17 protein-coding genes are annotated in these 18,896 nt (G+C 73.5%); 16 read left to right on the forward strand and 1 reads right to left on the reverse strand.

Annotated elements, in window-relative coordinates; all coding sequences use genetic code 11:
* The first annotated feature begins 22 nt into the window (after window positions 1-22).
* Window positions 23-790 carry an HAD family hydrolase gene (locus tag J4G33_RS00385; RefSeq protein WP_307793611.1) on the forward strand — a complete coding sequence of 256 codons (768 nt, stop codon included), beginning with the start codon at window positions 23-25 and terminating at the stop codon, window positions 788-790.
* On the opposite strand, the gene J4G33_RS00390 is transcribed toward J4G33_RS00385, so the two are convergent.
* Window positions 759-1,685: a RecB family exonuclease gene (locus J4G33_RS00390; protein WP_372434950.1), complete on the reverse strand. Its 927-nt coding sequence runs from the start codon at window positions 1,683-1,685 to the stop codon at window positions 759-761. The genes J4G33_RS00385 and J4G33_RS00390 overlap by 32 nt on opposite strands.
* 76 nt (window positions 1,686-1,761) lie before the next feature.
* Between J4G33_RS00390 and J4G33_RS00395 the strand changes: the two genes are divergently transcribed.
* From J4G33_RS00395 to J4G33_RS00465, 15 genes are all read left to right on the forward strand, one after another.
* On the forward strand, window positions 1,762-2,895 hold the full coding sequence (locus J4G33_RS00395) for a site-2 protease family protein (RefSeq protein WP_208053928.1): 1,134 nt from the start codon (window positions 1,762-1,764) through the stop codon (window positions 2,893-2,895).
* Window positions 2,896-2,906: 11 nt separating this feature from the next.
* A complete protein-coding gene (locus tag J4G33_RS00400) occupies window positions 2,907-3,986 on the forward strand; it encodes a tRNA (adenine-N1)-methyltransferase (protein WP_208053929.1) in 1,080 nt (359 codons plus the stop codon).
* Between the two features lie 86 nt (window positions 3,987-4,072).
* Complete coding sequence (arc, locus tag J4G33_RS00405) at window positions 4,073-5,719, forward strand: proteasome ATPase (protein ID WP_208053930.1); 1,647 nt, start codon at window positions 4,073-4,075, stop codon at window positions 5,717-5,719.
* Window positions 5,720-5,774: 55 nt separating this feature from the next.
* Window positions 5,775-7,445: a depupylase/deamidase Dop gene (dop, locus tag J4G33_RS00410; protein ID WP_372434934.1), complete on the forward strand. Its 1,671-nt coding sequence runs from the start codon at window positions 5,775-5,777 to the stop codon at window positions 7,443-7,445.
* 71 nt (window positions 7,446-7,516) lie between these two features.
* Complete coding sequence (locus J4G33_RS00415; protein WP_208053931.1) at window positions 7,517-7,711, forward strand: ubiquitin-like protein Pup; 195 nt, start codon at window positions 7,517-7,519, stop codon at window positions 7,709-7,711.
* Between the two features lie 6 nt (window positions 7,712-7,717).
* A complete protein-coding gene (prcB, locus tag J4G33_RS00420; protein ID WP_208053932.1) occupies window positions 7,718-8,548 on the forward strand; it encodes a proteasome subunit beta in 831 nt (276 codons plus the stop codon).
* Complete coding sequence (prcA, locus tag J4G33_RS00425) at window positions 8,545-9,258, forward strand: proteasome subunit alpha (RefSeq protein ID WP_208053933.1); 714 nt, start codon at window positions 8,545-8,547, stop codon at window positions 9,256-9,258. The genes prcB and prcA overlap by 4 nt, the downstream gene beginning before the upstream one ends.
* A 3-nt stretch (window positions 9,259-9,261) precedes the next feature.
* Window positions 9,262-10,623, forward strand: coding sequence for a Pup--protein ligase (gene pafA / locus J4G33_RS00430; protein ID WP_208053934.1), 1,362 nt, complete (start codon window positions 9,262-9,264; stop codon window positions 10,621-10,623).
* Window positions 10,624-10,758: 135 nt separating this feature from the next.
* Window positions 10,759-11,628, forward strand: coding sequence for an FKBP-type peptidyl-prolyl cis-trans isomerase (locus J4G33_RS00435; RefSeq protein ID WP_208053935.1), 870 nt, complete (start codon window positions 10,759-10,761; stop codon window positions 11,626-11,628).
* Window positions 11,629-11,640: 12 nt separating this feature from the next.
* Window positions 11,641-12,411 carry an imidazole glycerol phosphate synthase subunit HisF gene (gene hisF, locus J4G33_RS00440; RefSeq protein ID WP_208053936.1) on the forward strand — a complete coding sequence of 257 codons (771 nt, stop codon included), beginning with the start codon at window positions 11,641-11,643 and terminating at the stop codon, window positions 12,409-12,411.
* Between the two features lie 102 nt (window positions 12,412-12,513).
* Complete coding sequence (locus J4G33_RS00445) at window positions 12,514-14,418, forward strand: ABC transporter ATP-binding protein (protein ID WP_208053937.1); 1,905 nt, start codon at window positions 12,514-12,516, stop codon at window positions 14,416-14,418.
* On the forward strand, window positions 14,415-16,241 hold the full coding sequence (locus tag J4G33_RS00450) for an ABC transporter ATP-binding protein (protein WP_208053938.1): 1,827 nt from the start codon (window positions 14,415-14,417) through the stop codon (window positions 16,239-16,241). Before J4G33_RS00445 ends, J4G33_RS00450 begins: the two co-directional genes overlap by 4 nt.
* 64 nt (window positions 16,242-16,305) lie before the next feature.
* Window positions 16,306-16,683, forward strand: coding sequence for a phosphoribosyl-AMP cyclohydrolase (gene hisI, locus J4G33_RS00455; RefSeq protein WP_208054612.1), 378 nt, complete (start codon window positions 16,306-16,308; stop codon window positions 16,681-16,683).
* Window positions 16,680-18,263: an anthranilate synthase component I gene (locus J4G33_RS00460; protein WP_208053939.1), complete on the forward strand. Its 1,584-nt coding sequence runs from the start codon at window positions 16,680-16,682 to the stop codon at window positions 18,261-18,263. The genes hisI and J4G33_RS00460 overlap by 4 nt, the downstream gene beginning before the upstream one ends.
* On the forward strand, window positions 18,260-18,865 hold the full coding sequence (locus tag J4G33_RS00465) for a Trp biosynthesis-associated membrane protein (RefSeq protein ID WP_208053940.1): 606 nt from the start codon (window positions 18,260-18,262) through the stop codon (window positions 18,863-18,865). Before J4G33_RS00460 ends, J4G33_RS00465 begins: the two co-directional genes overlap by 4 nt.
* The last annotated feature ends 31 nt before the right edge of the window (window positions 18,866-18,896 follow it).

Here is an 18,896-nt window from a genome sequence, read left to right on the forward strand (position 1 = left end):
TCGCCCGACCTAGACTGCGACCGTGCCCCACCCCGTGACGCCCCCGAGCTCCGACCGACCTGCCCACGAGGCGCCGACCCCAGCCGCCGCGCCTCCCGACGGGACCGGCCCGGTCCCGGCAGCAGTCCTGTGGGACATGGACGGCACCCTGGTGGACACCGAACCAGCCTGGATGGGGGCCGAGGAGACCCTCGTCGTCGAGTTCGGCGGGGTCTGGACCCCGCAGGACGCGCTCCAGATGGTCGGGCTGCCGCTACCCGATGCCGCGCAGATCCTGCAGGACCACGGGGTGACCCTTCCGCTCGAGCGCATCGGCGAGCGCCTGGTGGCCGGGGTCGCCGCGGCGATCGCCCAGGGAGTCGTGTGGCAGCCGGGCGCACGCGAGATGCTGCTCGCGCTCCAGGCGGAGGGCATCCCGTGCGCCCTCGTGACGATGTCCTACCGCGAGCTCGCCGACGCGGTCGTCGCCCAGGCCCCGCCCGGCGTCTTCCAGGTGGTCGTCACCGGGGACGAGGTCGAGCACGGCAAGCCTCACCCCGAGCCCTACCTGACGGCTGCCGCGCGCCTGGACGTCGACATCACGCGGTGCGTGGCGGTCGAGGACTCCCGGCCCGGCATCGCCTCGGCCCTCGCCTCGGGGGCGCGCACCCTCGGGGTCGAGCACATCGTCCCGGTGCTCGAGCAGCCCGGCCTGAGCCGCACCGACTCCTTGGCCAAGGTGAGCGTGGCCGACCTCGGGCGCCTGCTGACCGGTGAGGTCATCGACCACCTGGACGCACGCCGAGGCTGAGCTCGACGGCTCCCTCGGGGATCGGCGGCGGGGTCCCCCCGAAGGCCGGGCAGATCGCCTGGTGGGCGCACCATCCGCACAGAGGGCTGGTGCGCGGCTCCCAGCTCCCGGCCTCGGCCGTGCGACGGATCCCCGCCCAGATGGCCTGGACCCGCTTCTCGGTCGTGGCGAGCTCGGCCGGGGTCGGCACGTGCCGCAGCAGCGTCCCGTCCTTGAGGTAGACGAGCTGGAGCATGGCCGGGACCCGGTCGCGCAGCCGGGCCAGGACCAGGGCGTAGAACCGCATCTGGAACAGCGCCGAGCCCTCGTAGCCCGCGCGCGGCGAGCGCCCGGTCTTGTAGTCGACGACCCGGAGCGCGCCGTCGGGGGCGACGTCCAGCCGGTCCACCACCCCACGGAGCAGCAGCCCGTCCTCGAGCTCGGTCGAGACCTTGAGCTCGCGCTCGGCGGGCTCGAGCCGGTTCGGGTCCTCGAGGGTGAAGTACGTCTCGAGCAGCTGACCGGCCCCGCCGAACCAGCCGCTCAGGCCCTCGTCCTCCTCGACCACCTCGGAGCACTCGGGGCGCTCGACGAGCATGTCGGCCCACGACGGCGCGAGCAGCGCCCGGGCAGCCTCGACCGTGCGCTGCCCCGCGGGGGCGTCGAAGAGCCGCTCGAGGACGGAGTGGACGAGGGTGCCGCGCACTGCGGCAGCGCTGGGCGGCTCGGGCAAGCGGTCCACCACGCGGAAGCGGAACAGCAGCGGGCACTGCAGGTAGTCGTTGGCCCGTGAGGGCGACAGGCCGGGGGCGGAGCGCGGACGTACCACCACGGCCCCTGCGACGGGGCTGGCGGCGGCACCAGCACGGTGGCCAGGGCTGTCGCCGGGGGCGGGCACGGGTTCGGAGGACGGCAGCACGCCCACAGGCTACGGCGCCCCGCCGACACCCCTGCGCAGGGGCCAGGAGCCTGTGGACCGTAAGGTGACGCTCGTGGCACGAGCACAGGTACCGGGCAGTACGCGCGGGTGGGTCGTCGGCACGGCGGCCGGGGCGCCGGTGATCATCTCCCCGGGCTGGGCCGTCGCCGCCGTCCTCCTCGTCGCGCTCTTCGGGCCCACCGTCGCCCGGATCGCCCCCGGGATCGGGGCCGGGGCCTACGTGGTGGCCGTGAGCTTCGTGGTCCTCCTGCTCGTCTCGGTGTTCCTGCACGAGCTGGCCCACGCCCTGGTGGCGCGGCGGCGGGGGATCGAGGTCCGTGAGCTGGCGATCACCCTGCTCGGCGGGCACACCCAGTTCGGCGCTGCAGCCCCCTCGCCCGCCTCGAGCGCCCTGGTCGCGGCGGCGGGGCCCGCGGTCAACCTCGGTCTGGGCCTCGCGGCCTGGCTCGTGGTGCAGGTCCTTCCCCCGGGCGGGCTCGCGGCGCTGATCATGACGGCCGCCGCCGTGGCCAACGGCTTCGTGGGGGTGTTCAACCTCGTGCCAGGACTTCCCCTGGACGGGGGCCGGGTGCTCGAGGCCCTCGTCTGGCGCACGACAGGGCGTCGCTCGACCGGCACCGTCGTGGCCGGGTGGGTCGGCCGCGTGGTCGCGGTCGCCGTCCTGGCCTGGGTGCTGCTCGTTCCCCTGGTCGCGGGCCGGACCCCGACCCTGACCTCGGTCATCTGGGGCGCGCTCATCGGTGCCTTCCTGTGGAGCGGCGCGGACCAGGCAGTCCGGGCCGGGCACGCCGATCGTGCGGTCGAGACGCTGGCCCTGCGGCACCTCATGCGCCCGACGGCGGTGGTGACCGCCGAGGCGACCCTCGCCGACGTCCAGATCCCCGGTGAGGCCGTCGTCCTGGGTGCCGACGGTCGCCCGAGGGCCTACCTCGACGCCGACGCGGTCCGCTCGGTCCCGGCCAGCCGGCGTGCCGGGACGCCCCTGTCGGCCGTCGCGGTACCGCTGCCCCCTGGGTCCTCGGTGGACGGGTCGCTGACCGGGTCCGCGGCGGTGCAGGCCGTCGCTCTCGCCGCGCGCACCTCCCCGGTGATGGTGGTCCTGGACCCCGCCGGACGGGTCGTCGGGCTGCTGCACGCGCAGGACGTCGTGGACGCGCTGCGCCGGGGCCGCGCCGCGCGCGCCTAGACTCGACGGTCGTGACCACCTCCGGACCTGCCGTCGTCCCTGCCTCCGAGCCCCGTCCGACGCCCACCGGAGCCGAGGCGCGCCGCGGCCCGCTGCGGGTCGGGGACCGGGTCCAGCTGACCGACCCACGCGGCCGCCTCCACACGATCACCCTGGCCGAGGGCGCCACCTTCCACACGCACAAGGGCTACTTCCGGCACGACGAGCTCATCGGCGCCCCCGAGGGCTCGGTGGTCACGAGCACCGGCAACGTGGACTACCTCGCGGTCCGGCCCCTGCTGTCGGACTACACCCTGTCGATGCCCCGCGGAGCCGCGGTGGTCTACCCCAAGGACGCCGGGCAGATCGTCGCGATGGCCGACATCTACCCCGGGGCCCGGGTGGTCGAGGCCGGGGTGGGGTCGGGCGCGCTCACCATGTCCCTGCTGCGGGCGGTCGGCGACGGCGGGCACCTGCACTCGATCGAGCGTCGTGAGGACTTCGCCGCGATCGCGAGGGCCAACGTCGAGGGGTTGTTCGCGGGGCAGCACCCGGCGTGGCGCCTGTCGATCGGGGACCTGAGCGACGTGCTGCCCGAGGCCGAGGCCCTCGGCAGCGTCGACCGCGTGGTCCTGGACATGCTCGCGCCCTGGGAGAACCTCGAGGCCGTGGCCGGGGCCCTCGCGCCGGGGGGCGTCCTGGTGGCGTACGTCGCGACCACCACCCAGCTCTCCCGCCTCGCCGAGGACGTGCGCGACGACGGCCGGTTCACCGAGCCCCAGGCCTGGGAGACCATGGTCCGGGGCTGGCACCTCGAGGGCCTCGCCGTCCGCCCCCAGCACCGGATGATCGGGCACACCGGCTTCCTGCTGTCCACGCGACGCATGGCCGACGGCGTGACGGTCCCCGAGCGGCGCCGTCGTCCGGCCAAGGGCTCGTACCCGGTCGACGAGGTCGAGTGGACCCCCGAGGACCTCGGCGAGCGCGCCGTCTCGGACAAGAAGGTGCGTCGGGTGCGCCGGGACCTGGGCGCCGCCCCGGAGCAGGCCGAGCAGGCCGACCAGGCAGGGCGGGCGGCCGAGGACCTCGCCACGCCCGACGACCTGGCCTGACACCACGCCCAGCCGCGCCTAGGCTCGTGGCAGACGCCCGGGCCCGGCCCGGGACCGGACGTCGCCCCGTCGGCCCAGGAGGTTCCATGACCCATCCCGCGGACCACGACGCGCCGCGACGCTCGCTCGAGGGCGCGCGTGAGGCGGCGGCCCTCGCGGCCAAGAACGAGCGCCTGGCCGAGGCGCTGCGCCAGGCCCGGGACCGCATCGTCGAGCTGCAGGGTCAGCTCGACGAGCTCGGGCGCCCTCCGGCGACCTTCGCGACCTTCCTCGAGGCACGCCCGGACGGCACCGTCGAGATCATCTCCTCAGGTCGCAAGATGCACGTGCAGGCCGTCCCCGGGGTGGACGTCGACGCCCTGCGCCCAGGTCAGGAGGTCCGTCTCAACGAGGCGCTGGCCGTGGTCGAGGCCGGCCGCTACGAGAACGTCGGTGAGATCGTCACGGTCAAGGAGCTCCTGGGTGACGACCGTGCCCTGGTGGTCGGGCGGGCCGACGAGGAGCGGGTGGTCCGGCTCGCCGGGTCGGTCCTGGACGAGCCCGTGCGGATCGGCGACGCGCTGACGGCCGAGACCAGGACCGGGTTCGTCTTCGAGCGGATCCCTCGCTCCGAGGTCGAGGAGCTGGTCCTCGAGGAGGTCCCGGACATCGACTACTCGGACATCGGCGGCCTCGGGTCTCAGATCGACCAGATCCGCGATGCGGTCGAGCTGCCGTTCCTGCACCCCGAGCTCTTCCGCGAGCACGGGCTGCGTCCCCCCAAGGGCGTGCTCCTGTACGGGCCGCCCGGGTGCGGCAAGACGCTGATCGCCAAGGCGGTCGCGCGGTCCCTCGCCGAGACCCGGGGCGGGACGGGCGCCGACGGCACCGCGGCCAAGAGCTACTTCCTCAACGTCAAGGGCCCTGAGCTGCTCAACAAGTACGTCGGGGAGACCGAGCGTCACATCCGGCTGATCTTCGCGCGGGCCCGGGAGAAGGCCTCGCAGGGCAACCCCGTCGTCGTCTTCTTCGACGAGATGGAGTCGCTGTTCCGCACGCGCGGCACCGGTGTGTCGAGCGACGTCGAGACGACGATCGTGCCGCAGCTGCTCAGCGAGATCGACGGCGTCGAGCGGCTCGACAACGTCATCGTCATCGGGGCCTCGAACCGTGAGGACATGATCGACCCGGCGATCCTGCGCCCCGGTCGGCTGGACGTCAAGATCAAGATCGAACGGCCCGACGCCGAGGCGGCCCGCGAGATCTTCGGCAAGTACCTGACCTCCGACCTGCCGCTGCACGCCGACGACCTCGCCGAGCACGGCGGGGACCCCGGGGCGACCGTCGAGGGCATGATCCAGAGCGTCGTCGAGCGGATGTACGCCGAGTGTGCGGAGAACGAGTTCCTCGAGGTGACCTACGCCTCGGGGGACAAGGAGGTCCTCTACTTCAAGGACTTCAGCTCGGGAGCGATGATCCAGAACGTCGTGGACCGGGCCAAGAAGACCGCGATCAAGGAGCTCCTGGCGACCGGTGGTCGCGGCATCCGGGTCGACCACCTGCTGGCCGCGTGCGTCGACGAGTTCAAGGAGAACGAGGACCTCCCGAACACGACCAACCCGGACGACTGGGCGCGGATCTCCGGCAAGAAGGGTGAGCGGATCGTCTTCATCCGCACGATCGTCCAGGGCAAGGGCGGGACCGAGAGCGGGCGCACGATCGAGACGATGAGCCCGACGGGCCAGTACCTCTGACCTCGACAGGCGGGCACCCACCGCCGGCGTCGGACCTCGGCACTAGCCTGGCCCGGTGAGCGTGCGCCGGGTGATGGGGATCGAGACCGAGTACGGACTGGTCGAGCCAGGGCGTCCGGGGGCCAACCCGATGCTGCTCTCGAGCCACGTCGTGGCGGCCTACGCGGCCCTGGGGCCCGAGGGCGAGCAGGCCGGGCCGTCGGGCGGGGTCCCCGGGCCGGCCGTGCGGCACCCCCGGTGGGACTACGAGGACGAGGACCCGCTGGCCGACGCGCGGGGCTTCCGCCTGGACCGCGCCTCGGCCCACCCGTCGATGCTCACCGACGACCCCACGCGGCCTGCCGCTGCCGGCCCCGACACCGCCGACGCCGGGGGCTCGGTGGCGGGAGAGCTCGTGGGCACCGCGGTGCGTCGGCCTGCGACCGACGAGTACGAGGACCCCGGGGCAGCGACCACCGTCCTGACCAACGGGGCTCGCCTGTACGTCGACCACGCCCACCCCGAGTACTCCTCGCCCGAGGTGACCTCCCCGCGCGCCGCGGTGGTCTGGGACAAGGCGGGGGAGCAGGTCGCCCTCCGCTCGGTACGGCTGCTCGCGCAGAACCCGGCCATGCCCGACGTCGTGCTGTACAAGAACAACGTCGACGGCAAGGGTGCCTCGTACGGCATGCACGAGAACTACCTCGTCGACCGCGAGGTCCCTTTCGAGGACCTCGTGCGCCATCTCGTGCCGTTCCTCGTGACCCGGCAGGTCTTCGCCGGGGCGGGTCGGGTGGGCCTCGGGCAGACGGGCCGTGACGCCGGGTTCCAGATCAGCCAGCGGGCGGACTACGTCGAGGCCGAGGTCGGGCTCGAGACGACCCTGCGGCGCCCCATCGTCAACACCCGGGACGAGCCGCACGCCGACCGCGCGCGCTGGCGCAGGCTGCACCTGATCCTCGGGGACGCGACCCTCCTCGAGGTGGCGACATGGCTGCGGCTGGGCACCACCTCGCTCGTGCTGTGGCTGATCGAGAGCGGGCGCGAGCGTCCTGCCGTGCTCGAGCCGCTGCGGGCCCTGCGGTTGGCGGACCCGGTCGGTGCGGTGCGGACCGTGAGCCGGGACCTGACCCTCCATCACCCCCTGGAGCTCGCCGACGGGCGCCGCATGACGGCGCTGGAGATCCAGCGCGGGTACCTCGAGGCGGTCCGAGCGGCCGTGGGCGACGGGCCGGACGCCGAGACCCAGGCCGTCCTGGACCGCTGGGACTCGGTGCTCGAGCGCCTCGGCACGGACCCCCGGAGCTGTGCCCGCGAGGTCGAGTGGGTCGCCAAGCTGCGGCTGCTCGAGGGGATGCGGACCCGGGACCACCTCGCGTGGGACCACCCCCGGCTCGCCGCGATGGACATCCAGTGGTCGGACCTGCGACCCGAGCGCGGGCTCTACCACCGGCTCGCTGCGGCGGGGGCGGTCGAGCGGCTGACCGACGACGAGGAGGTCGCCCGCGCGGTCCACCAGCCGCCGGCCGACACCCGTGCCTACTTCCGCGGCACGGTCGTGCGTCGCTTCGGTGCGGCCGTGCGGGCCGCGAGCTGGGACTCGGTCGTGCTGGACGTGCCCTCCCTGCCCTCGCTGCGCCGGATCCCGCTGCGGGACCCGTGGCGCGGCACCGAGGAGCACGTCGGCGCCCTCCTCGAGGAGTGCGAGGACGCGGCCGCGCTGGTCGAGCGCCTCGGCGCGGGCTGAACGCCTAGGATCGTCAAGGACGGCACCTGTCGGTGCCCGTGGCAGGATCGACGCAGCACCGGGAGGGCACCATGGCCGGTCAGGACCAGCGCCAGCACCGTCGCGAGGACGAGGAGCCGGCCGACCAGCCCGAGCCCGTCCCCGCCGCTCCGGCGGCCCAGGCCCGGGACGCCGAGGTCGACTCCCTGCTCGAGGAGATCGACGAGGTGCTCGAGTCCAACGCCGAGTCCTTCGTGCGCGGGTTCGTGCAGAAGGGCGGGCAGTGAGTGCCGATGCGCCCCGACCACGGACGGCTTCCTGAGACCTTCACCACGCCGGGGACCTCCTCCTTCCTGGACTTCCTCGCCCGGCACGACCCCTCGCTGCTGCCCCCGGGGCGGACGCTGCCCGCGGGTGAGGTGCCGTCCTCCCCGAGCGCCACGACGATCGTCGCCCTCGCCTTCGACGGCGGCGTCGTGCTCGCGGGGGACCGACGGGCGACGGCCGGGTCGATGATCGCGAGCCGGCACATCGAGAAGGTCTTCCCGGCCGACGAGTACTCGGCCGTGGGCATCGCGGGCACGGCCGGTCTCGCCCTCGAGCTGGTGCGGCTGTTCCAGCTCGAGCTCGAGCACTACGAGAAGATCGAGGGCAGCCTGCTGTCCCTCGACGGCAAGGCCAACCGGCTCGCGACGATGATCCGCGGCAGCCTGGGCCTGGCGATGCAGGGCCTCGCGGTGGTGCCGCTCTTCGGGGGCTACGACCTGGCCCGTGAGGTCGGGCGCATCTTCTCCTACGACGTCACGGGTGGGCGGTACGAGGAGACCGACTTCCACGCCGTCGGGTCCGGGGCCGTCTTCGCCCGAGGCTCGCTCAAGAAGCTCTGGTGGGCGGGCATGGCCGAGCACGACGCCGTACGCACCGCGGTGCACGCCCTGGTCGACGCCGCGGACGACGACTCCGCGACCGGTGGCCCGGACGCCACCCGCCGCATCTGGCCGGTGGTCGCGACCGTTACCGCCCGCGGGTACCACCGCGTCGAGGACGCAGCGCTGGCTGCCGCTCACGTCGAGGTCGAGGGCGTCCGCCGAGCCACCGAGCCCGGGGGAGGGGGGGCCCGATGAGCATGCCCTTCTACGTCTCACCAGAGCAGCTGATGAAGGACCGGGCGGACTACGCCCGCAAGGGCATCGCCCGGGGTCGCTCGGTGGTCGTCCTGGCCTACGCCGACGGCATCGCGTTCGCGACCGAGAACCCGTCGCGGGCCCTGCACAAGGTCTCCGAGATCTACGACCGCATCGCCTTCGCGGCGGTCGGCAAGTACAACGAGTTCGAGAACCTGCGGGTCGCCGGGGTGCGGTACGCCGACCTCCGGGGCTACTCCTACGACCGGTCGGACGTCAACGCCCGCGGACTGGCCAACGCGTACGCCCAGACCCTCGGCACGGTCTTCACCACCGAGTCCAAGCCCCTCGAGGTGGAGCTCGTGGTCGCCGAGGTCGGTGCCTCGCCCGAGCAGGACCAGATCTACCGGCTGTCCTACGACGGCTCGGTCGCCGACGAGCGCGACCACGTCGTCATGGGGGGGCAGGCAGAGCTGCTGGCCGACCGGCTCTCGGCCGGGTGGCAGCCCGGTCTCGACCTGTCGGGGGTGGTGCGGCTGGCCGTGGACGTGCTCGGCACCCAGGCCGAGGGTGAGCCGCGACGTCTCGACCCGGGGCAGCTCGAGGTCGCGGTCCTGGACCGGCACCGGCCGCGCCGTGCCTTCCGCCGGCTCGGGGCCCCGGCCCTCGCCGAGCTGCTCGAGGGCTCGCAGCCCGACGAGCGGGTCTGAGCCGTGGACCGTCGGATCTTCGGGCTCGAGACCGAGTACGGGGTCACCTGTGCGGTCGACCAGGGGCGTGGCCTCTCGGCCGACGAGGTCGCGCGCTACCTGTTCCGCAAGGTGGTCGCCTGGGGGCGGTCCTCGAACGTCTTCCTGCGGAACGGCTCGCGGCTCTACCTCGACGTCGGCTCGCACCCCGAGTACGCGACCGCGGAGTGCGACGACGTGTACGACCTCGTGGCCCACGACCGCGGGGGTGAGCGCGTGCTCGAGGGGCTCGTCGCCGACGCCCAGGAGCGCCTCGAGCACGAGGGGGTCCCGGGCCGGATCCACCTGTTCAAGAACAACACGGACTCGGCCGGCAACTCCTACGGCTGCCACGAGAACTACCTGGTCCGGCGCCAGGGGGACTTCGGGCGGCTGGCTGACGTCCTGGTGCCCTTCCTCATCACCCGGCAGGTCCTGACCGGTGCAGGCAAGGTGCTGCCGACACCGCGCGGGGCGACGTACTGCCTCTCGCAGCGCGCGGACCACATCTGGGAGTCGGTCTCGAGCGCGACCACCCGGTCCCGCCCGATCATCAACACGCGCGACGAACCCCACGCCGACGCCGAGTCCTACCGTCGCCTGCACGTGATCGTGGGGGACTCCTCGATGGCCGAACCCACCACCGTGCTCAAGGTCGGGGCGACCGACCTGCTGCTGCGGATGGTCGAGGCAGGGGTGCCGATGCGTGAGATCGCGCTCGAGAACCCCATGCGGGCCATCCGCGAGATCAGCCACGACCGGAGCGGCACGGCGACGGTGCAGCTCGCGAACGGCCGCACGGCCACGGCCCTCGACATCCAGGACGAGATCCTGGCGCGGGTCCAGGCCTTCGTGGCCGAGCACGTCGAGCAGACCCCCGTGATCAAGCAGGTGCTCGAGCTCTGGGAGCGCGGTCTGCACGCGGTCCGCTCCGGAGACCTCTCCCTGGTCGACCGCGAGCTCGACTGGGTCATCAAGCTCCGGCTCATCGAGCGGTACCAGGCCAAGCACGGGCTCGAGCTCGACGACCCCCGGGTCGCGCGGCTCGACCTGGCGTACCACGACATCTCCCGCACCGAGGGTCTCTACAACCTGCTCGCCGCGCGGGGGATGGTCGACCGGGTGGTGTCCGACCTCGAGGTCTTCGAGGCGACGGCGGTCCCGCCCCAGACCACACGGGCCAAGCTGCGCGGTGACTTCGTGCGCCGGGCGCAGGAGGCCCGCCGCGACTACACGGTCGACTGGGTGCACCTCAAGCTCAACGACCAGGCCCAGCGGACCGTGCTCTGCAAGGACCCCTTCCGCAGCGTCGACGAGCGTGTCGACCGCCTCCTCGAGTCGATGTGACCGACGCGTGATGCGGTCGTGAAGGTGCTCCGGCCGCGGCGACCGGCCCGCTCGCGAGACCGTACAGTGGTCGCTGCGCAGACCAGAGGTCTGCCTGGACCGCAGCGCCCTGAGCGGCGCGTCGAAAGGAGCCGTGTGCGTCGTCGGGCTGGAGCTCTTGCCGCCGTGATGATGGTCGTCGCGCTCGGTGCGTGCGCCTCGGAGGACGAGTCGAGCGCCGACGTCGTCGTGACGGGGGAGTCGGGTGAGGTTCCCGAGCTCGTGTACGAGATGCCGCTCGTGGTCGACGAGGCGATGACCGAGGTCGTCTGGGAGGGGCAGGGCCCCGAGGTCGTCGAGGACCAGCCCGTGCTGGTGAACTTCTACGCCGAGGACGGCGCCGAGGGGACGGTGCTGGGTGAGACGTTCTCGAGCGACCCCAAGCCGTACCTGCTGTCCCCGGACGCGCTCGGCGTCGACATCTACGAGGCTCTGAGGGGCAGGACCGTCGGCTCGCGGATCCTGCACCTCGTCCCCGGGGAGTCGAGCACCCCGCCGACCGTCGCCGTGTTCGACCTGCTGCCGACCCGTGCCGAGGGCGAGGAGGTCGAGGCCCGCGAAGGGCTCCCGACGGTCGACCTGGCCGAGACCGGCGAGCCCTCGATCACCATCCCCGACGCCGAGCCGCCCGGTGACCTGGTCGTGCAGCCCCTCCAGCGTGGCAGCGGCAACCAGGTCGCCCCCGGCCAGGTGGTGACGGTCCAGTACACCGGCGTGGCGTGGTCGGACGGCGCTGTCTTCGACACCACCTGGGCCACCGGGAAGCTCCCCGCGACCTTCCCGATCGGTGTCGGCTCGGTCATCGCGGCGTGGGACGAGGGCCTCGTCGAGCAGACAGTCGGCAGCCAGGTGCTGCTCGTCGCCCCGCCGTCGATGGGCTACGGCGGCGACGAGACCGAGCTCTCCGAGGAGACCCTCGTGTTCGTCGTGGACATCCTGGCCGCCACCGGCGGCCCGAGCTCCTAGAGGAGACCCAGCATGGCCGTGGCAGTCCGGGTGATCCCCTGTCTCGATGTCGACGCCGGCCGCGTGGTCAAGGGCGTCAACTTCGCCGACCTGCGGGACGCCGGTGACCCCGTCGAGCTCGCGCGCCGGTACGACGCCGAGGGCGCCGACGAGATCACCTTCCTCGACGTGTCGGCCTCGTCGGGGGACCGGCAGACGACCTACGACGTGGTCGGCCGCACGGCCGAGGAGGTCTTCGTCCCGCTGACGGTGGGCGGTGGGGTCCGGTCGACCGAGGACGTGGACCGCCTGCTCCGTGCCGGGGCGGACAAGGTCGGCGTCAACACCGCTGCGATCGCGCGACCCGACCTGGTGCAGGAGATCGCCCAGCGCTTCGGCAGCCAGGTCCTGGTGCTCTCGGTGGACGCGCGCCGGGTCGTGGATGGTCCGCCGACCCCCTCGGGCTACGAGGTCACGACCCACGGCGGCCGGCAGGGCACGGGGATCGACGCGGTCACGTGGGCGCGCCAGGCGGTCGAGCTCGGCGCCGGTGAGGTGCTGCTCAACTCGATGGACGCCGACGGCACCACCGCGGGCTTCGACCTCGAGATGCTCGCCGCCGTCCGGGAGGTCGTGGCCGTCCCGCTGATCGCGAGCGGCGGCGCCGGGACGCCCGAGCACTTCGTCGCGGCCGCGCGAGCCGGGGCCGACGCGCTGCTCGCCGCGAGCGTCTTCCACTTCGGGGTCATGACCGTGGCCGACGTCAAGCAGCACCTGCGGGACGCAGGCATCCCCGTCCGCTGAGCGCGTGTCCCGGGGTGTCCTCGTCGGGCCGCGCCTCCTCGGCACGTGGATGTCGGGGCCGCGTGAGATGCTCGGAGCATCCCCCGATGGAAGGACGTCCTCGTGCGCGCGCGCCCGGTCAGGCCCGAACCACCCGCAGGGCCGTCCGACGACGGTCCTCGCACCGCCCTCACGGGCGGGGTCGCGCGACGGTCCGTCCAGCTCGTCGTCCGGGGGCTCGCGGCCCAGCCGCGCACCTACACCCTGGCCATCGTCACCTCGGGTCTCTTCGGCGCCCTCACCGTCGCGGTCAGCCAGGTGCTGGGGGCCGTCACCGACCGTGTGGTGGTCCCCGGCGTCGCAGGTGAGCTCGACGGCACCGGTGCCGTGTGGCTCGCGGGGCTCGCCCTGCTCGGCGTCGCGATCGCCCTGGGCATGGCGGTCGCGGGGCGCCGCATCTTCGCGGGGATCGGCGTCTCGGACCTGCAGGCGGGCCATCGACGGGCCGTGACACGGCAGTACCTGCGCCTGCCGATGTCCTGGCACCGGGCCCACCCCACCGGCCAGCTGCTCTCGAACGCCAACGCCGACGTCGAGGCAGCCACCGGGGTGTTCAACCCGCTGCCCTTCGCCCTGGGCGTCGTCGTGATGATCGTCGTCGCGGCCGTGGCCCTCTTCAGCGTCGACGTGTGGCTCGCCGTGACCGCCCTGGTGGTGCTCCCGATCGCCGTCCTCGCCAACCTCGTGTTCCAGCGCTACATGTCTCCGGCCATCACGCGGGCCCAGCAGCTGCGGGCCGAGGTCTCCGACGTGGCCCACGAGAGCTTCGAGGCGGCCCTGCTGGTCAAGTCCCTCGGGACCGAGGCCCGCGAGGAGGCGCGCTTCGCCGAGCGTGCCGACGCCCTGCGTGCGGCCAACGTCCGCGTGGGCAAGGTGCGAGCGGTCTTCGACCCGGTGATCGACCTGCTCCCCAGCCTGGGCACGCTCATGGTGCTGCTGGTCGGTGCGAGCCGGGCAGCGAGCGGGGCCGTCGAGACGGGGGAGATCGTCTCGGCCGCGTACCTCCTGACCCTCATGGCCGTGCCGGTCCGCGCCTTCGGATGGGTGCTGGGCGAGCTTCCCCGCGGCCTCGTCGGCTACGACCGGATCTCCCGCGTCCTCGACGCGCGTGGGGCCCTCTCGGTCGGCACCCGTGCCCTCGAGCCCACGGACCGCGGGCTGCACGTCCGCCTCGAGGACGTCGGCCTGACCGTGCCGGGTCAGGACGGGCCGCAGACCCTCCTCGACGGGATCGACCTCGAGCTCCGTCCCGGCCGCACGGTGGCCCTCGTCGGCGTGACCGGGGCCGGCAAGACGACCCTGGCCGGGCTGCTCAGCCGCCTGCAGGACCCGACCCGTGGCGCCGTGCTGCTCGACGGCCTCGACCTGCGGGAGGTGCGCGACCAGGACCTGACCTCCCAGGTCGCCCTCGTCGCCCAGCAGACCTTCCTCTTCGAGGACACCGTGCGCGCGAACGTGACGCTGGCCGACGAGGACGACCCCACGGCCCCCACGGACCAGGCCGTGTGGGAGGCGCTGCGGCTGGCCCGGGTCGACCAGGTCGTCCGTGCCCTGCCCGGCGGGCTCGACGCCCCGCTCGGCGAGCGGGGGGCGAACCTCTCGGGCGGTCAGCGCCAACGCATCGCCATCGCCCGGGCCCTGGTGCGCCGACCACGCCTGCTCGTCCTCGACGACGCGACCTCGGCCGTCGACCCGGGCATCGAGCAGGAGATCCTCGCCGGGCTCCGCCACGGCGGGCAGGGCCCCACCGTCCTGATGGTGGCGTACCGGATGTCCTCCGTGATGCTCGCCGACGAGGTCGTCCACCTGCACGCCGGACGCGTGGTCGACCGGGGACCGCACGAGGACCTCCTCGCGCGAGACCCCGGATACCGAGCCCTCGCGACCGCGTACCAGGACGAGACGGCCCGCCGTGAGGCGGAGAGCGAGGCGCGCACCGGCGGTGCGGCGCAGGGGAGGACCCGATGAGCACCGCACCCGAGGGCGTCCGCCTCGAAGGCACCAGCAGCCTCGGCGCCGGGGCGACCCTGCGTCGCGGGCTGGCCATCTCACCCCAGCTGCGCGACGGCCTGCTCGTCACCGTGCTGCTCGCGGTCGTGGCCGCCGGTGGGCGGGTGGTCGTGCCGATCGCCGTCCAGCAGACCATCGACACCGCGATCCTCGCCGACGGCGGACCGCAGACCTCACGGGTCGTCGTGCTGGTCTCCCTCGCCGCGGTCGCACTCCTCATCGCCGGGGCCGCCTCGGCCCTGGTCAACATCCGGCTGTTCCGCAGCAGCGAGGCCGGCCTGGCGACCCTGCGCACCCGGGCCTTCCGCCACGTTCACGACCTCTCGGTGCTCACCCAGAGCACCGAGCGCCGCGGCAGCCTCGTCTCGCGCGTGACGAGCGACGTCGACACGATCTCGTTGTTCGTGCAGTGGGGCGGGATCATGCTGCTCGTCTCGGTGCTGCAGATCGGCGTCGCGACGATCCTCATGCTCGTGTACTCGTGGCAGCTGACGCTGGTCGTGTGGCTCTGCTTCCTCCCGCTCCTGCTGATCCTGCGCCCCGCGCAACGGCGGGTGAGCATCGCCTACGCGGCCGTCCGGCAGCGGGTCGGTGCGATGCTGGGCGCGGTCTCGGAGTCCGTCGTCGGTGCCGAGACCATCAAGGCCTACGGGGTGGGGGAGCGGACCCAGCGTCGGATCGACCGTGCGGTCCGGGCGACCCGGGACGCGATGGTCAAGGCCCAGGTGCGTGTCGCCCTCGTCTTCTCGAGCGGCGTGCTGGTCGCCAACCTCGTGCTGAGCGCGGTGGTCGTGGTCGGCACCTTCCTGGGTATCGACGGCACGCTCAGCGTCGGTCGGGTCCTGGCCTTCCTGTTCCTCGTCCAGCTCTTCACGGGGCCGGTCCAGATGGCCACCGAGATCCTCAACGAGCTGCAGAACGCCCTCGCCGGGTGGCGGCGCGTGATCGGGGTCATCGACACCGAGGTCGACGTGCGCGACGCGGGGGAGCAGGGGCGTCCGACCCCCCGCGGCCCCGCCGAGGTCGAGCTGCGGGGGGTCGCCTTCTCCTACCCCGAGGGTCCGCGCGTCCTGCACGGCGTGGACCTCCTGCTGCCCGCTCGGGCCAAGGTCGCCGTGGTGGGGGCCACGGGGTCGGGCAAGACGACTCTGGCCAAGCTCGTCACGCGCCTGGTGGACCCGGCCGAGGGGACCGTCCTGCTCGACGGGGTCGACCTGCGCGACGTTCCGCTGGCGAACCTGCGGGAGCGGGTCGTCCTCGTGCCGCAGGAGGGCTTCCTCTTCGAGGGCACCCTGGCGGAGAACGTCGCCTACGGGGGCCGGGGGACGGAGGGGACCTGGACTGCCGAGGACGGGGCCGCGCGCGACGCGGCCGTGCAGCGCGCCTTCGACGAGCTCGGTCTGTCCGACTGGCTCGGTGACCTGCCCTCGGGGCTGCGGACCGACGTCGGGCAGCGCGGTGAGCGGCTCTCAGCGGGGGAACGACAGCTCGTCGCCCTCGCCCGTGCCCATCTCGCGGGGGCCGACTACCTCGTGCTCGACGAGGCGACCAGCGCGGTCGACCCGGCGACCGAGGTCCGCATCGCGCGAGCCCTGGACCAGCTGACCGCGGGCCGGGGGACCCTGACGATCGCCCACCGGCTCTCGACCGCCGAGGCCGCCGACCTGGTCGTCGTCGTCGAGGCGGGGGAGGTCGTCGAGGTCGGTCCGCACGCCGAGCTCGTCGGGGCCGGGGGCCACTACGCCGGGATGCACGCGGCCTGGCTCGCGCAGACCAGGTAGGCACCCGTGGCAGGATCGTCAGGTGCCTGAGAACACCGCCCCCGACGACAGCCCCTCCCGTGACCTGCGGGCGCCGAGCGTGCTCGACCCGGCCGTGGCGGACCGGTTGAGCCGCGACCACGCCGGCCTCGTGTGCGCCGTGGTGCAGCAGCACGACACCCGCGAGGTCCTCATGGTCGGCTGGATGGACGACGAGGCGCTGCACCGGACCCTGACCACGGGTCGGGTGACCTTCTGGAGCCGCTCCCGCCAGGAGTACTGGCGCAAGGGAGACACCTCGGGGCACGTGCAGCACGTGCGCTCGGTCGCGCTCGACTGCGACGGCGACGCCGTCCTGGTGAGGGTCGACCAGGTCGGGGTGGCCTGCCACACCGGGACCCGTACCTGCTTCGAGGCCGGGGGCGACCTCGGTGCCACCGTGTCGACGGAGGTCTCCGCATGACCGAGCACCCGACGCCCGCGGGCGAGGCCGCTCCGGGGCCCGACCCCCTCGTCGAGGTGCCGTGGGGGAGCACCTGGCCGACCCTCGGCACCTTCCGCGAGCTGGCCCGCGACCGCCGCGTGGTCCCCGTGGTGCGCCGGCTGCTCGCGGACGACGTCACGCCCGTCGGCCTCTACCGCACGCTCGCGGGCGGACGACCCGGCACCTTCGTGCTCGAGTCGGCCGAGGTCGACGGCACGTGGTCGCGGTACTCCTTCGTCGGGGTACGGTCACGCGCGACCCTCACGGTCCAGGACGGGCAGGCGAGGTGGATCGGCGACGTCCCCGTGGGCGTCCCCCAGGGTGGTGACGTCCTCGAGGTGCTGGAGGCCACCCTCGATGCGCTGCGCACCCCGGCCCTGCGCGGTCTGCCGCCGTTGACCGGGGGGCTCGTCGGCGCCCTCGGGTGGGACGTCGTGCGCCACTGGGAGCCCACCCTGCCTGCGCGGGCCCCCGAGGAGCTCGGCGTGCCTGAGCTCACCCTCTGCCTCGCGACGGACCTCGCCGTCGTGGACCACGTCGACGGCTCGGTCTGGCTGATCGCCAACGCGATCAACTTCGACGACACCGACCAGCGCGTGGACGAGGCGTACGCGGACGCGGTCGCGCGGCTCGACGCGATGCAGGACGCCCTCGGTCGTCCCACCCCCGGCGGCACCGGGGTCCTGGTGGACGAGCCCGAGCCCGAGCTCGAGTTCCGCAGCACGCGCGTCGAGTTCGAGGAGGCCGTGCGCCAGGGCAAGGAGGCGATCCGCGAGGGCGAGGTCTTCCAGGTGGTGCTCTCCCAGCGCCTCGACCTCGCGTGCCCGGCCGAGCCCCTCGACGTGTACCGCGTGCTCCGCACCATCAACCCGAGCCCGTACATGTACTACTTCCAGCTCCAGGACGCCTCGGGCCAGGACTTCGCCGTCGTCGGCTCGAGCCCCGAGACCCTCGTGAAGGTGACGGGCGGGCGGGTCGTCACCTACCCGATCGCCGGGTCCCGGCCGCGCGGGACCACCCCCGAGGAGGACGCCGGGCTGGCTGAGGAGCTGCTCGAGGACCCCAAGGAGCGGGCCGAGCACATCATGCTCGTCGACCTCTCGCGGAACGACCTGGTCAAGGTCTGCGTCCCGACCAGCGTCGAGGTCGTCGAGCTGATGGCGGTCAAGCGGTTCAGCCACATCATGCACATCTGCTCGACCGTCGTCGGCCGTCTCCGTGAGGGGGCGACGGCGCTCCAGGCCCTCGTCGCGACCTTCCCCGCGGGGACGCTCTCGGGCGCTCCCAAGCCGCGGGCCATCGCCCTCATCGACGAGCTCGAGCCAGCCCGTCGAGGCATCTACGGCGGGACCGTCGGCTACTTCGACTTCGCGGGGGACATGGACATGGCCATCGCCATCCGCACCGCTCTCATCCGGGAGGGCCGTGCGAGCGTGCAGGCCGGTGGCGGGATCGTCGCCGACTCTGTCGAGGCCCTCGAGTACGCCGAGTCGCGCAACAAGGCCGCAGCCGCGGTCCGTGCCGTGCAGGTCGCGGCCCGGCTGAGGCGAACCCCATGACCTGGCTGCCGCGCCGGCGCGCCGTCCTGCTCGGCCTGGTGCTGGGTGCGGCGACGGCGATCGCGGGTTCGGTGGCCTGGGTGCGTGCCGTCACCACGAGCGCCGTCGAGGCCGAGGTCGCCCTGACCGTCCCAGGGTCGGTGGCCGCCCCCGGTGTCGCCGCCGCAGGCTTCGTGCTGCTCGCTGCCGCCCTCGCCGTGGCCCTCGCCGGGCGCTGGGGGGTGCGGCTCGGCGGCACGGTCATGGTCCTCGCGGGAGTGCTCACGGTGGTCTCGACCCTCGGGGTGCTGACCGACCCGTCCGGGGTCGCTGCCTCGGCGGCCCAGGAGGCGGTGGGGGTCGCTGCAGCCGGGCAGGTGACCACGACCGCCGCGCCGTGGGCGGCGATCGCCCTGGCCCTCGCCGCCGGTGCGCTCGGCGTGCTCACCACGGTCTCCTCGTCGTCGTGGGACCGTCCCCGGTCCCGGCACGAGCCGGCGCGAGCGGCGCCTGCCCGGGAACGCGCCGCCGAGGGGGCGGTCGAGAGCACCGCCGACTCGCACCCCCGCGACGACGACCTGGCCGCCTGGGACGCCCTCAGCGAGGGCCGCGACCCGACCTGAGGGCATGACCGGCGACGTCGTGCGGTCCCGG

The sequence above is a fragment of the Actinotalea soli genome (assembly GCF_017565425.1).
Lineage (GTDB): Bacteria > Actinomycetota > Actinomycetes > Actinomycetales > Cellulomonadaceae > Actinotalea > Actinotalea soli.

Excerpts from the sequence above, each read along its gene's own strand:
- arc (WP_208053930.1), top strand. The coding sequence starts at position 4,073 with ATGACCCATCCCGCGGACCACGACGCGCCGCGACGCTCGCTCGAGGGC.
- J4G33_RS00415 (WP_208053931.1), top strand. The coding sequence starts at position 7,517 with ATGGCCGGTCAGGACCAGCGCCAGCACCGTCGCGAGGACGAGGAGCCG.
- prcB (WP_208053932.1), top strand. The coding sequence starts at position 7,718 with ATGCGCCCCGACCACGGACGGCTTCCTGAGACCTTCACCACGCCGGGG.
- prcA (WP_208053933.1), top strand. The coding sequence starts at position 8,545 with ATGAGCATGCCCTTCTACGTCTCACCAGAGCAGCTGATGAAGGACCGG.
- hisF (WP_208053936.1), top strand. The coding sequence starts at position 11,641 with ATGGCCGTGGCAGTCCGGGTGATCCCCTGTCTCGATGTCGACGCCGGC.
- J4G33_RS00450 (WP_208053938.1), top strand. The coding sequence starts at position 14,415 with ATGAGCACCGCACCCGAGGGCGTCCGCCTCGAAGGCACCAGCAGCCTC.
- J4G33_RS00460 (WP_208053939.1), top strand. The coding sequence starts at position 16,680 with ATGACCGAGCACCCGACGCCCGCGGGCGAGGCCGCTCCGGGGCCCGAC.
- J4G33_RS00465 (WP_208053940.1), top strand. The coding sequence starts at position 18,260 with ATGACCTGGCTGCCGCGCCGGCGCGCCGTCCTGCTCGGCCTGGTGCTG.